At 32.9% G+C, this 14,179-nt stretch carries 13 protein-coding genes; 4 read left to right on the plus strand and 9 right to left on the minus strand.

What is annotated here, in order from left to right; translation table 11 throughout:
- Positions 1–282 precede the first annotated feature (282 nt).
- The 4 genes from arsB to BTR34_RS15915 all read right to left on the minus strand — a co-directional run bounded on the left by arsB (position 283) and on the right by BTR34_RS15915 (position 2,862).
- The gene (gene arsB, locus BTR34_RS15900) at positions 283–1,338 is read right to left on the minus strand and encodes an ACR3 family arsenite efflux transporter (RefSeq protein ID WP_068482978.1); all 1,056 of its coding nucleotides are present in this window, start codon (positions 1,336–1,338) and stop codon (positions 283–285) included.
- Positions 1,339–1,340: 2 nt separating this feature from the next.
- Positions 1,341–1,973 (minus strand): arsenate-mycothiol transferase ArsC, encoded by a 633-nt coding sequence (locus BTR34_RS15905; protein ID WP_068482982.1) that lies wholly within the window; start codon positions 1,971–1,973, stop codon positions 1,341–1,343.
- 22 nt (positions 1,974–1,995) lie between these two features.
- Entirely contained in the window at positions 1,996–2,463 is a 468-nt protein-coding gene (locus tag BTR34_RS15910) for a DUF6428 family protein (protein ID WP_068482985.1), read from the minus strand.
- Positions 2,464–2,532: 69 nt separating this feature from the next.
- Positions 2,533–2,862 (minus strand): ArsR/SmtB family transcription factor, encoded by a 330-nt coding sequence (locus tag BTR34_RS15915; RefSeq protein ID WP_068482989.1) that lies wholly within the window; start codon positions 2,860–2,862, stop codon positions 2,533–2,535.
- A 234-nt stretch (positions 2,863–3,096) separates the two neighbouring features.
- On the opposite strand from BTR34_RS15915, the gene BTR34_RS15920 reads away from it, so the two are divergent.
- Entirely contained in the window at positions 3,097–3,768 is a 672-nt protein-coding gene (locus BTR34_RS15920) for an isoamylase early set domain-containing protein (RefSeq protein WP_082960118.1), read from the plus strand.
- 107 nt (positions 3,769–3,875) lie between these two features.
- Here BTR34_RS15920 and BTR34_RS15925 read toward each other — a convergent pair whose 3' ends face one another.
- From BTR34_RS15925 to BTR34_RS15935, 4 genes are all read right to left on the minus strand, one after another.
- Complete coding sequence (locus BTR34_RS15925) at positions 3,876–5,513, minus strand: ABC-F family ATP-binding cassette domain-containing protein (RefSeq protein ID WP_068482992.1); 1,638 nt, start codon at positions 5,511–5,513, stop codon at positions 3,876–3,878.
- Positions 5,514–5,762: 249 nt separating this feature from the next.
- On the minus strand, positions 5,763–5,921 hold the full coding sequence (locus BTR34_RS18840; RefSeq protein ID WP_197496132.1) for a lmo0937 family membrane protein: 159 nt from the start codon (positions 5,919–5,921) through the stop codon (positions 5,763–5,765).
- A gap of 2 nt (positions 5,922–5,923) precedes the next feature.
- A complete protein-coding gene (locus tag BTR34_RS15930) occupies positions 5,924–6,268 on the minus strand; it encodes a hypothetical protein (protein WP_068482995.1) in 345 nt (114 codons plus the stop codon).
- A gap of 133 nt (positions 6,269–6,401) precedes the next feature.
- Positions 6,402–7,565, minus strand: a complete 1,164-nt coding sequence (locus tag BTR34_RS15935; RefSeq protein WP_068482997.1) for a DUF3095 family protein — start codon at positions 7,563–7,565, stop codon at positions 6,402–6,404.
- Between the two features lie 548 nt (positions 7,566–8,113).
- Between BTR34_RS15935 and BTR34_RS15940 the strand changes: the two genes are divergently transcribed.
- On the plus strand, positions 8,114–8,791 hold the full coding sequence (locus tag BTR34_RS15940) for a DUF481 domain-containing protein (protein WP_197496133.1): 678 nt from the start codon (positions 8,114–8,116) through the stop codon (positions 8,789–8,791).
- Here BTR34_RS15940 and BTR34_RS15945 read toward each other — a convergent pair.
- On the minus strand, positions 8,788–9,984 hold the full coding sequence (locus tag BTR34_RS15945; protein ID WP_082960119.1) for an ankyrin repeat domain-containing protein: 1,197 nt from the start codon (positions 9,982–9,984) through the stop codon (positions 8,788–8,790). The two genes, BTR34_RS15940 and BTR34_RS15945, sit on opposite strands and share 4 nt — an antisense overlap.
- Positions 9,985–10,862: 878 nt before the next feature.
- On the opposite strand from BTR34_RS15945, the gene BTR34_RS15950 reads away from it, so the two are divergent.
- Together BTR34_RS15950 and BTR34_RS15955 are read left to right on the plus strand one after the other, a co-directional pair.
- Positions 10,863–11,651: an endonuclease/exonuclease/phosphatase family protein gene (locus BTR34_RS15950; protein ID WP_235843173.1), complete on the plus strand. Its 789-nt coding sequence runs from the start codon at positions 10,863–10,865 to the stop codon at positions 11,649–11,651.
- A gap of 698 nt (positions 11,652–12,349) precedes the next feature.
- A complete protein-coding gene (locus tag BTR34_RS15955; protein WP_074472152.1) occupies positions 12,350–14,140 on the plus strand; it encodes a helix-turn-helix domain-containing protein in 1,791 nt (596 codons plus the stop codon).
- Positions 14,141–14,179 lie beyond the last annotated feature (39 nt).

Below are 14,179 nucleotides of genomic sequence, written 5' to 3' on the forward strand. Positions count from 1 at the left end.
GCGAAATATTGGTTTTAAGTTTTCAAAGTTACTGTTTGTATACTGTTCAAAACTATTTTTTTTGGAACTCATATATATTTTTCGTTTGTTTATAAGTACAAAGTTATGTCGATATGCGTAGGTATTAGAACACTAATTACAGAATTTCAAGCACTTTTTGTCGAATTTGAAAATACTTTTGCTATGGAGGTAATTAATATAAAGAGTTGGAGCTAAGAATGTGAATCCTGACTCCAACTAAGTTTTGCGAGTGTTTTGTTTTACTTTTTTTATAATAAAAATCTAAACTGTTTCAGGTGTTGATTTAGAATAGTACTTTTTCTTTAACCAAAAAGAGACTTTTACTAAAAATATCAACGCAGGTACTTCTACCAGCGGACCTATTACACCAGCAAATGCCTGACCGGAATTGAGTCCGAATACCGCAATAGCAACTGCAATTGCCAATTCAAAATTGTTTCCGGCTGCCGTAAATGCTACTGATGCTGTTTTATCATATTCTGCACCCGTTGCTTTGGTAAAGAAAAACCCAATAATGAACATTAAGGTGAAATAAATTAATAACGGAACTGCAATGATGAGCACATCCATAGGTATTTCAACTATTAATTCTCCTTTTAACGAAAACATGATAACAATGGTGAATAGCAGTGCAATCAATGTCATTGGTGAAATTGCAGGTATGAACTTATTCGTATACCAATCTTCGCCTTTGAGTTTTACTAAAATCAATCTGCTTAATATCCCCATTAAAAACGGTAACCCTAAATAGATGGCTACACTTTCGGCAATGGTACCAATAGAGATATCTACAATTGCACCTTCAAAACCGAAGTAGGGTGGAAGTACTGTAATAAATATCCATGCATAGAAACTATAGGCAAATACTTGAAATATACTGTTCAATGCTACCAAGCCGGCTCCGTACTCACTACTACCATCGGCAAGGTCGTTCCATACCAATACCATAGCAATACAACGCGCCAAACCTATAAGTATAAGACCAACCATGTATTCTGGGTAATCTGATAAAAAGGTAATGGCTAAAATGAACATTAAAACCGGACCAATAATCCAGTTTAAGATTAAAGAGATAGATAGAATTTTAGTGTTTCTAAATACCTTAGGTAATAATGCATAGTTCACTTTTGCCAAAGGCGGATACATCATTAATATTAAGCCGATGGCTATGGGAATGTTAGTACTACCACTACTAAAGCTATTTATAATATCTGGAAAGCTTGGAAAAAAGTAACCAATACCAACCCCTAAAACCATTGCGGCAAAAATCCACCAGGTTAGGTTTTTATCTAGAAAGCTTAGTTTTTTAGATGCCATTTTTATTTGCTGATTTGTGAGAATATGTAAAATAATTCCGTTGCAATCTGAATACTTCTTTCAGCATACTTTTCTGCTTGCTGCGGCATGTTGTCAAACGCTTTTGGATCTTCAAAAGTGATAGGTACTCTTTTTTCTGCACCTGCAATAAAAGGACAACCACCATCTGCTTGCGAACAAGTCATGACCGCCGTAAACTGTGAAGCCGGATTAAACGAATCTTCATAAGATTTAGAAAAACCAATTACCGGATGCTCATTCTCAGAAAACTTTATAGCATATACAGGATTACTGGTGTCCGATAATTTTTGAATCTGGAAACCTTGATTCTTTAATGTCTCTGCAACCATTGGGAACAATGCCGTAGCTTCTGTACCACCAGAGTAGCAATATACATTTTTAATAGTAAAATAGGTAGCCATGGTCTGTGCCCATACTTGAGATAGGTGACTTCTTCTGGAGTTATGCGTGCAAATAAAGTTGATTCTTATTTCTTGGTCATTTGTAGTTTTCTCTTGAATGAAATCTACCAATGGCTGCAAGACAACCTTACGTTCTTCGGTAATTGAATATGGTTGTAGATCTTTGATTAAATTCTCAATTTCTGGTAACATAGTGGTTTTTGTAGTTATCATTTTATATCATGTTTATTGGTAGTTAACAGCAGTTTCCGTCAGGCGCGCAACATGGTTCGTTATTAACCTCTGCAAGGTTTAGTTTTGGTTTCTCTGCAGGTATGCCACAATTGTCTTTTGCTAAACAGTCTGTTTGTTTCGATGCTAAGATGAAATTAGTACCGTCAAAATCAAGACCAAACTTCTCTATGGTTTGTCCTTGGTATTCAACTTCTATTTCTAAATCTTCTATGCCCAATACCTTTTCAGAAAGTTCAATAATGTTGATTAATTTTTCTGGGTGAAGTCTATGGTCATAATCATTGGCATTCCATAATTGAAAGCTTACTACTTCCTCATTTCGAACAGTGCCACCACAGTCAATGAAATTTTTGGTAATCTTACCTATTTCCGTAACATGAAAATGGTTAGGTACCAAATCACCATTTGGTAATTCAAAGGCTATAGTATCTAATTTTGCTAAGTGTTTTTTAATTTCTGATAGTTTCATAATCTTGTTTTTTATTTAAAATACGCGTTATATTAATCGTAATAAACCGATAAAAGAATTCAAATTTTTTTAACAGCAATCGGTATTTGGAATGTCTTGATCCAAGAATTTAATCATAATATCTTTCATGTTAGACCAGTTGTCTTTATCTATACAGTAACAAACACTGGTACCTTCAACATTACCTTTTATTAATCCTAAATTTTTCAATTCTTTTAAGTGTTGAGAAATAGTCGGTTGTGCCAAACCTATTTCACTGACCAAGTCTCCACAAATGCAGGTATCTATTTTAAACAGATGCTGCAATATAGCAACACGCGCAGGGTGACCAAATACTTTGGCGAACAGAGAAATCTTGTTCTGTTCATCGGTAAACATTTCTGTTTTTGCTAATCCCATTTTTTCACTTTATTGTTTCATTGCAATATTACGATATATAATTAAACTACCATACTAATAAAAGATTTTTCTTCTATTTTGAATAATTTAACCCTTATACTAAAATTTTTACAATTGGTTATTTATAATTCCAATCGGGTTATCCAATTAAAATGTACAATTCATTTAAGTAAACTTTTGGAAATGTGTTATTTCTGCGTAACTTTTATTCAAGAATTTTAAACACTACAGAAAATGGCATTAACAAAAGACACAAAAGGCACCGGTGCGTATACATTAGTTACGTTTACCGTAGGAAAAAATGAAGCGCCAAGTACATCAAACGTATTGTTGTTAGGAGATTTTAATAATTGGAAATCGAATGATAGTGCGCATCAAATGGAAAAAAAGGATGGTTCTTATAGCAAGACTATTAAACTTAAAAATGGGAAACGATATGAGTTTCGCTATTTAAGTGAAGATAAGGGATGGTTTAATGATCATGCAGCGGATGATTATGTTCGCTCGCCTTATATTGGTATTGATAATAGCGTGGTAGATTTAAGTGCGCTACCTGAAAAAAAGAAACCAGTTAAAAAAACAGCAGTTAAGAAACCCACAGTTAAAAAGGCAGCGGTAAAAAAACCGGTCGCTAAGAAGCCTGAAACAAAACCAAAAAAAGATGATTTAAAGAAAATTGAAGGGGTAGGACCTAAAATTGCATCTATCTTAACTGAGAAAGGGTATGGTACATTTGAAAAACTAAGTAAAGCATCTGTAAAGTCTCTTGAAGATATTCTAAAAGCTGCAGGGCCTCGTTATACCATGCACAAACCAGGTACATGGCCTAAACAAGCTAAATTAGCTGCTGCTGGAGATTGGGATAAATTAAAAACACTACAAGAAAAACTAGATGGTGGAAAATAATAAGCCATCTTATCACTATCAATAAGCCCTAAGAATTATCTTAGGGCTTATTTGGTTATTAAATAGCTGTTTTAAGAATAAAAAGTAAAAACAACTGTTTATGGTACCTATTTCATCAAATTAATTTCGGCTATACTTTTAATCCTGTTCCTTTCTAAGAAAGCATCTATGGTTTCAAAATGTTCTATAACGCGTTGTTCTTTAAATTCGAAAACTTTTTGAGATAAACCTTGTAAAAAATCTCTATCGTGAGAAACTAAAATAAGAGTACCATCATACGTTGATAATGCTTCTTTTAATACATCTTTCGATTTTAAATCTAAGTGGTTGGTAGGTTCATCCAGAATTAAAAGATTTACGGGCTCCAATAATAATTTTACCATGGCCAAACGGGTTTTTTCTCCTCCCGATAGCATGCTTACTTTTTTATCAATATCATCTCCACTGAACATAAACCTGCCTAGAATATTCTTTATCTGGTTGCGAATGTCGCCAAAAGCAACCTCATCTACAGTCTGAAAAATTGTTAACTCTGGGTCTAACAATGATGCCTGGTTCTGTGCAAAATACCCCACTTTTACATTATGCCCTAATTGACATGTACCTTCTACTTGAATTTCGTTTAAAATTGCCTTAATCATGGTAGATTTACCTTCTCCGTTTCTACCCACAAAAGATACTTTTTCGCCGCGGGCAATAGACATATTGGCGTCCTTGAAAACAATATGGTTATCATAGGACTTTGAAACATCTTTAACGGTAACAGGATAATCTCCAGAACGTGGTGAGGGAGGAAAACGTAATTTTAGTGAAGAAGTGTCTATTTCATCAATCTCTATAATTTGCAATTTTTCGAGCATACGCTCCCTAGAGGTAACTTGGTTGGTTTTTGAATACGTGCCTTTAAAGCGCTCAATAAAGGCTATGTTATCAGCTATAAATTTTTGTTGCTCTTGGTAGGCTTTTATTTGGTGAGATCTACGGTCTTCCCGTAATTGTAAATAATGGGAGTAATTAGCTTTATAGTCGTAAATACGCCCCATGGTAACTTCAATGGTACGGTTGGTAATATTATCGATAAACGCCCTATCGTGAGAGATTACCATTACCGCATTGGCTTTGTTCAATAAAAAATCTTCTAACCAAATAACCGATTCTATATCTATATGGTTGGTAGGCTCGTCTAAAAGAATTAAATCGGGTTTTTGTAAAAGAATTTTAGCCAATTCTATTCGCATACGCCAACCACCACTAAACTCATTGGTTTGCCTAATAAAATCTTCCTGCTTAAAACCTAAGCCTTTTAATGCCTTTTCTACTTCTGCATCATAGTTTACCTCATCTAAGGCATAATATTTTTCCCCTAAATCAGACACTTTTTCAATGATGCTCATATACGCATCACTTTCATAATCTGTTCTGGTTTCCAGTTCTTTGTTCAGCTTATCCATTTCATCGCGCATTTCAAAAACATGTTTAAATGCTTTTGCAGCCTCTTCAAAAACGGTACAGTTATCTTCAGTTAGTAAGTGTTGTGGTAAATAGGCAATAACAGCATCTTTAGGTACACGAACATTACCACGGGTGCTTTTTTGTTCGCCAGCAATTATTTTCATCATGGTAGACTTACCCGCGCCATTTTTACCCATAAGTGCAATTTTATCGGTTGGGTTTATGACAAACGAAACGTCACTGAATAGGGTAGTGCCACTGAATTCTACGGCTAAATTATCTACTGAAATCATGCTATTTATTTAAAAATGCAAAACTAGTAATAAGTTGTGGTGCTTGTTACGAACTACAGTAAAAAGTTATGGGCGTTTAAATTAGTGAAATAGTGAAATAGTGAATTAGTTAAATAGTGAATTAGTGAATTAGTGAATTAGTGAAATAGTGAAATAGTGAATTAGTGAAATAGTGAATTAGTGAATTAGTGAAATAGTGAATTAGTGAATTAGTGAAATAGGGAATTAGTGTATTAGTGAAATAGTGCTCTAAATGCTTTTTTTATTAGTAAGCCAGTTGTAAACTAATAGAACCAGCGCTACAAGAAGAAGTAAATGTATTAGAACGCTTAATACTTTAAACACTACAAAACCTATAATCCAACTCACTATAAGAGCAATAATGATAAAGTTTATAATATTTTTCATACTTACCTTTTTTGCTTCCAATTCATTATTTCGTCGTGAATTTCTTGTGGCGATTTTTTTCTCTTTTTGGCAATATCAGAAATTAAGGCTTCTAAACTATTTTCTTCCTTAGTAGAATCATAATTTTCCGTTTCTGGAAAATTAGCGAGATATTCATCCTTTACCGCCAGCCATTGCTTCTCTAAATGAAGGTCATATTTAGCAGTTGCCACACCGCCATTGTTAACAGGTTTACCAATGTCTTTTTTAGGATTTTTTTGTTGTTTTACGGGCTGGTTTTGGAGAACATCATTTTTTAAAGCATTGGATGTGTTATTTTTATGGGTACTCTTGTCATCTGTAATCATATCAATTGTATTTAGTACTATTTTGTGTAAGTACAAGGTAGTAAAGGTTACAATTATAGTTTTGCTCTACTGTTATTTTAATTGACCTTATAAATTATGGATTGTATGATAATAGCATTATAAAGATATTCGTTTAAGATACCTTAGCCTTTTTCTTTGCTTTAAACATTTTCGCGGCCGATGTGTACCCACCTTCGGTACCGTCTACAAAGTGGGAATGTGTAGTTCTTCTGTCTAATACATAACAAGACATAACAGATGCATGGGTAACATGTATGCCATAAATAAGCTTTTTGTCAATTTCTAACGCATCTAGAAATTTAATGAAATCATCTATTTTGCTTTGCTCGCCTATAAAAACAGTATTAATCATCCCGTCTAGCATAAAGGTGTGCGATAGTTGCCCTACCTGTTTTAAGTATTGTTTTCCGCTTTTGGTGAAATTTAGGTATATGCTCCCAAATTTGGTTTTTAACCAATTTTTAAAAAAATAAATCCAGCTGGTGGATACGAGACTAATTTTCATCTCTTCCCATACTTTTTGTGGACGAGCATCTAACTTTAGATTGGTGTTTTTTATAGGCTGTCTCTTTTCAAAAGTTCCAAATTCCTTATCCATTTGTGCAAGAACTTCTTTATAAGTGGTCATTTGCGAGTCTTCATCGACGGCATCGAGTAATAAACATACTACTTTCGACTTACTTTGGTCTGGGTTTATTTCATCCCACCTGCATTCCATGCCTTCTAAATTCAAGAGCGTTTCGTCAAAGGTGGTAGTTTCTTTTTCTTTGAAAGATGATTTAATAATGTCTTCCGCAATTTTAAGGCCGTTACCCAAAACTATAGGGATGGTTAATTTTTCTGTGAGCTGGTGCTTGGCCATTTTTAACTGTACATTCTTTTTAATTAATGTTTTTACAGGAATTTCACCTACTCTTAATACTAAATTAATTTTACTTTTAATATGTATGCTGTAATTGTCAAGTACTTGGATAGTGCGCTTTAATAATACCTCAGGAATAATAAACGTAGCACCGTCACCTCCAAAGAAATAAGGTATTTCACAATTCCGTTTCATTTTTCTAATCGTGTTCAATACGGAAATAATAGCTCCTGTTGCCGTTAGATTTACTTGATGATGATTGCCTTCTTTTACCGCATTGGTAGAGTTTTGAATGTCTACCACAACAACATGCCATGAAAGCGGTACGTCTATAAAGTTTCCTTCGTTTTCTAATAAATGTATAAGTGAGCTACTACTGTTTTTAAGTTCTGAATAGAAATTTATATTCTCCATTACCTAGAAAGTTGATTTCTGTTTAACAAATTGATAATTAGTACTTTATAATATTTGAAGATAAGTCGTTGTTTCAGATAATTTTATTTAAAAGCTTATATTATTTATGAAATATAGACATAAAAAAACGGTTTAGTCAGCACATAATTATTTTTTAGAATAGAAGTTAATTTATTTGAAATAGCAAAAGAAAACTATTGGTATCTAAATTGTCACGTATGGTGTTTACTCGATAATCGAGATTTAAATGCTCCGACGCTTGCGCCGAAATATTAATTATGTTTTCAATTCAATGCCTCGCGGGCTTGTCCCGAGGTTATTTACTACGCTTTAGTTGTCCTAGGAATTCTAGAAAATTCTTGATATTTTTTATTAGAAAAAATTTAGTAATAGTTTTGCAGTAATCTACTTATCAACTTTCCTTTTAAATTTAGTGACTATTCTTTATGAAGTTCATTTCGAAAATTATTCAACCTCTTTTTTATATTTCAATATTTTTGCTAATCAATTCCTTACAAGCTCAATTGGTAAATATTGAATCGAAACGAATGCATACGGATTCGTTGAGGTTTGTTTTAAATAGCGATTTGCTTTTTAACTATACGGATAACAACGGAGCGTATATTCTTCAAGTAGGGTCTAACCTAACTACGCAGCTAAAATCTAAAGATTTAAGGAGTATTTACTTCTTGGTTGGTAATGTAAACTTAATTCGGTCTAAAAATGAGGATTTCCAAAATTCCTATTTTTTACACGCACGGTTTAATCAGAAATTATCGGAAGTGGTACGATTCGAAGCCTTTTTGCAAAACCAGAACAACCAAAAACTAACCATATCTGAAAGAAACCTGGCAGGTGTTGGTTTACGATTAAAACTTCTTTCCAAAAGTGGAACGCTGGCCTATATAGGCAACTCTTATATATATGAAATAGAACTGGTGAAGGCAACAGAACAAAAATTTTATAACCACAGAAATAGCAGTTATATTTCTTTAAATCAAAATTTTAAAAAGTTGAATCTAGATATTACAGGTACACTTTATTTTCAGCCTTTATATACCAACATAAGTAATCATAGAATACTAAGTCAGTTTAAGGCAGAAATGCCGCTTACCAAAAAGATAAGTTTTTCAGCCCTTTACAATTCCTCTGTAATTACTTTTAATTCAGATTTGGAAGACAACCGTTCTTCGAATATTAGTTTTGGATTTACATTAAATATTTAAATTTTATACAAAACTGGACCTAGCTTTTTAGGAGTAGGGTTATTTAACACCCATTTTACGGCTATCTCGCACATGATGGCAACATCATCATTGTACCGCTTTATTTCTTTAATAAGTAGTGTTAGCTCTTCTAATTCGTTGGTAGAAACACTTTTTCCGCTTTCAACAAAACTTAAGAAAGCTTTGGTCATTTTAGTATGATTAGTATTCCAATTTCCGCCGCCATTTCTGTTTATTTCATGGGCTATTTTTCCCGATATTCGGATAACTTCGCCTTGTACAGTTTCGGCGGGTCCACTTGAGGGGACTAGTAATTCCCATAATTCTTGATGTTGTTTTTGCCAAGTTTTTGTTGTGACAGTAATGGTGCTTTTGCCATCGTGTAGTACTCTTTTTTGAACAGGAGCAACTTCGAATATTCGATATAGTTCATCTAATGCATTACTATATTCGGATACACTGTCTTTATTAAAACCCGCTCTATGAAATTCAAAGGTTTCACCTATCTTTTCTACAGATGCCCGCATTTTTGATGTTTTCTTTGCTCCGGCGTCTAAGAGTATATTGGAGAGCGCTACCATTTTTACAATTCCAATGTTGCTACACATACTTAGAGATAGCTCCAAGGCAGATAAACCACTTTCGCTAATAGCATCTACAGGGGTGCCGGCATCGAGTAAAATTTTGCAGTTTTCAACATTAAGGACAAAGGCCGCAGAATGTAGCGCATTTCCAATTTTACCATCACTTAAATGTATATCTGCGTCTAGTTCTAATAGGCTTGTAATATTACCAAATATGCTGCCCGCTCTATTATGTAGCGGAGTTTTATCATACGTGTCAGTAGCATTGATGTCTGCTCCATTTTCAATTAACCATTTAGCTAACTCATGCGGACATTTATCAAAGGCTAGCGCTGTTTTTTTTGTATATCCACCACGAGCATTTACATCACATTTGTTAAAGACAGTAATAAGCTCTTCAATAGTGCTATTTTCTATAAGTTCTCCAAAGTTTTTAGGTAAAGTTTTTCTTTTAGGTGATGCTTGTTTTTTGGTACCAACTTCTTCGTTTACGGGTACTACCTCTTCTTTAAAATGTTCCTCAATATTCTTTTTGGCTTTATTACCATATTTTTTGACGTAGTAGAAACCTATGGCGAAAATTAGTAGGGTAAGTAGGGTGTAGGTCATTTGTTATTTCCGTAAAAGAGATATTTTATATAGTACGTTATTGCTTTTTAATGGATACAAATAAAGTACATTAAATTTAATTTTGTTGCATGGATATACTAACTCGTTTTGTCAATTAGTAAACTAATTATTAGTTGTTTTTTACTTAAACCCTTAAATTAAGCTTATCGTTTCAAGATAAATGCTTGCCCCTGATTTTTATATTAAATATATTTTAGACGTGATTAAATTAAAAAAGGATCTAACTTTCCCTAAACCATATATAATGTGCCAATTGTTATGTAGCGTGAGGATAGTGCGATCTCCCGACCTCGGCGTTATTAATTTTTCTTTTAAAATTTTAAATATTTATATACAGGCACTTTAGTGATACTAAATTAAAATTTCGTTTGCGAAAACGAGTTCAGTTTTATATTTACATAATATGCTAAGTTTTTAAATTAGTTAAATAATCTTATTCAGGATTGTAGGTTTTAATTGTATTTGGATAAATGCAATTTGAGTCTAATAATTAATTTTATTGTATTAATAGACTGTTTTTAATTGGTGTAACTTATCAATATATAGCCAATTATAAATTTTATTGTATACTTTAAAGGATGTCAAATTTTAAAATCTTTCTCCGAGCTTTTGGGATACTTGCAATTATACTAACTATTTTCCCTTATATACCGGTAAATAGTTGGGTAGTAAGGATATTTGATTTTCCACATCTTCAACTAACAGTACTCACGACACTAGCCTTTCTGATTTATTTTTTCAGGTTTGACATTAAGAATCGAGTAGATCAAATTTTTGTCCTTGTTTTAGTGGGGTGTATCATAGTCCAACTTCAAAAGATTTATACGTATACTGCTTTTGCGAAGTATGAAATATATATGGCAAGTGAGAACGCCGAGCAGAATCTTACCATTTATGCTGCAAATGTTTTGCAAGAGAATGAAAACAAAAGCTTGCTTATCGAGGATGCAAAGCGAAATGATGCGGATATTCTATTATTTACTGAAACTAATAAAAATTGGATAGCAAAACTCAGTAAAAATTTTAAGAATAGTTACAAATTTAGGGTTGAAGCTCCTTTGGAGAATACGTATGGTATGAGTTTGTATTCGAAGTATGAACTATACGAACCCTCCATAAAATATTTGGTCGAAGATACGATACCATCAATTCATACCAAATTAATATTACCATCTAAAGATACGGTGCAATTATTTGCAATTCACCCTGCTCCTCCAACTCCACAACATAATCCTACCTCTGTGGATCGTGATGCAGAAATGATGAAAGTAGCAATGCTTACGCGAGATTCACAATATCCGGTTGTTGTTATGGGAGATTTTAATGATGTTGCTTGGTCTGAAACTACAGAATTATTTCAAAAAGTCAGTGGTCTACTTGATAGTAGAAAGGGTAGAGGTTTATATAATACCTACAATGCAGATAGTTACATTATGCGTTGGCCACTAGATCATGTTTTTTCTTCTGCCGAATTTCGGGTTGCTGACATCAAAATAGGAAGCGATATTGGTTCTGATCACTTTCCATTTTATACAGAATTTAGTTTTGAGCCCAATTTGGCTTCTGACCAAAAATTACCAGAACCTTCAACGGAAGAAATTGAAACAGCTAAAAAACAAATGAAAATGGAGAATGAAAATCCATAATTTGTTTACTTAAAACATTAAATTAAACTTATTGTTATCAAGATAAATGCTTGCCCCTGATTTTTATATTAAATATAATTTAAACCTGATTAAATAAAAAAACGGTTTAACTTTCGCTAAACCGTTTATAATGTGCCTATTATTAAGTAGCGAGAGGGGGGCACGATCCCCCGACCTCCGGGTTATGAATTCGCCCTTAAATTTTGAAAATGCCTAAAAATGGGCCTTTACAAAGTTCTATATTAGAAAATCGTGTTCCAAAACGTGTTCAGTTTTGTGTTCACAATTAATTAGTAATAATTTGAAGAAATATACTAAAAAAAATGAAATGTATATCTCGATATGCTTCATTGAATTTAAAATTTCAACGCAAAGTTAATTCTTGCAAGATTATTAAATGATTTTGGGTAGTGTTTTTACTTTCATATATTTTATTTTTAATAAATAATTGAGAAAGGTTTGTAATTAATTATAAATCTACTCTCGAAAGGATAATGGGTAAGTAACAGGTTAAAGTAAATTAAAATTAGGAATTAAAAAAGACCCTAACGATTGGAGTAAAAAAGTAGAAATCCTATGCTAAATTCTAAATAATCATATTGAGTATTATTAATATAAGTTTTACACAGTCTATATAGTAAACGATTTTATCAAAATTAAAACTTGAATAATTTCAAAAACGAGTGCATTTAAAAAAGATGATAGAAAATAAATCCATAGCAGTTTTACCCTTCGTCAATATGAGTAACAGTATTGAAAACGAATATTTCTGTGATGGATTAACCGAAGAAATCATTAATGCCCTTGCCAAAATAAAAGATCTCTCTGTAACCTCTCGTACCTCTTCATTTTTTTTTAAAAACAAGTCAGTAACAGCAAATGAAATAAGAGAAAAATTAAAGGTAGCTACCTTTATTGAAGGTAGTGTAAGAACTTCAAAGAAGAAAATGCGCATAACAGTGCAAATGATCGATACTGTAGATGATTTTCATTTCTGGTCAGAAACCTTTGATAGAAACCCAGAAGACATTTTTGAAATTCAAGATGAAATTAGTCTGTTTATTGCTGAAAAACTACGTGAACACATAGGTCATATTGAAATCGAAGAGAAGCTTGTAGCACCTATTGATGTTCATGTAGCTATTTATAGAGAATATTTGAAAGGAAGGTACTACATCATGAAACTAGATTATAAAAACTCTATAAAGGGTATCAACATTCTTCAAGATCTCGTAAGAAAAGCACCCAATTTTCCAAATCCCTATCTAGATATTAATCTAGCCTATGTTAATATGGGAACCATGGGGCTTCTACCTGCATTTGAAGCATATGAAAAGGCCCAGCCTTATTTATTAAAGGCTTTAGAGCTAGACCCAAACTCATCAAGGTCACAATTGAATATGGCTTGGATAGAATGCTGGCAAAACTGGAATCTTAAGAAAGCTTACGAACATGCAAATAAGGCATTGGAGATGCAACAAGCAGACGATATTTACTTAACCATTTCTAATTTTTTGACAGTGGAAGGAAAATTGGATGCGGCACGTAATTATCTTGACAAAGCGTTACAGTTAGATCCTTATGCCGCCATAAATCATCATTATAAGGGTTTTCTATACTACTTGAAAGAAGAATACGAAACTGCGATACCTTTCTTAAAAAAGGCATTGAAGCTAGACCCAATGTTACCCTTTCCACCAATTTATATAGGAATATGTTTATTAATGTCGGGCAAACCAAATGAAGCTTTGACATATTTCGGTTCACTTAAAGGAGTTTCTGTGAAAGACCTCACCAAATTAGGAGGTGAAACTATGTGTTATGCAAAGCTCAATGAAACGGAAAAGTGCAATGATGGATTAAAAGAATTAGAGACCTATTTAACAACTACCCTTGTAGATAAAGCATTTACATTTTTGATATTAGTAAATGCCTTGTTAGGTAATAGTGAGAAGGTAGTTGATTTAGTAGAGCAAGCATATAATAACCGTTTGCCATTAGTTTTATTATTAAATCCATCACCAATTCTTAAACCTATAAAAAATCACAAAAGGTTTAAAGACATTATGCTTAAAGCCATTCCGGATAACTTAAACTACAAACGGAAGAAAAAGTATAAACAGGCCTTACTGGATTCCAACGAAATAAAAAAGTACAGCAAGGAATTGGAGCAAATAATGATGGACTACAAACTGTATTTAAATCCAGACCTATCCTTAAAAGATTTAGCTTCTTACTTGGAACTTCCTGCTAATTATGTCTCGCAATTATTAAACTTAGGGTTTCAAAAAAACTTCTCGGAATATGTTAATACCTATAGAATTAACGAGTTTAAAGAGCGGGTTCTTCTAGAGGAAAACAAAGGCTTAACTATTATGGCTATAGCTTATGATAGTGGTTTTAACTCTAAAACAGTGTTCAATACCTTTTTTAAAAAAATAGAAGGCACCACGCCTAACGCTTACCTAAAAAGTGTTCAAAAAAAGTAGTCTTATATTTCTTACCTTACTTTTATAAGCTCTCTATCG

Source organism: Maribacter hydrothermalis, from assembly GCF_001913155.1.
GTDB classification, from domain to species: domain Bacteria; phylum Bacteroidota; class Bacteroidia; order Flavobacteriales; family Flavobacteriaceae; genus Maribacter; species Maribacter hydrothermalis.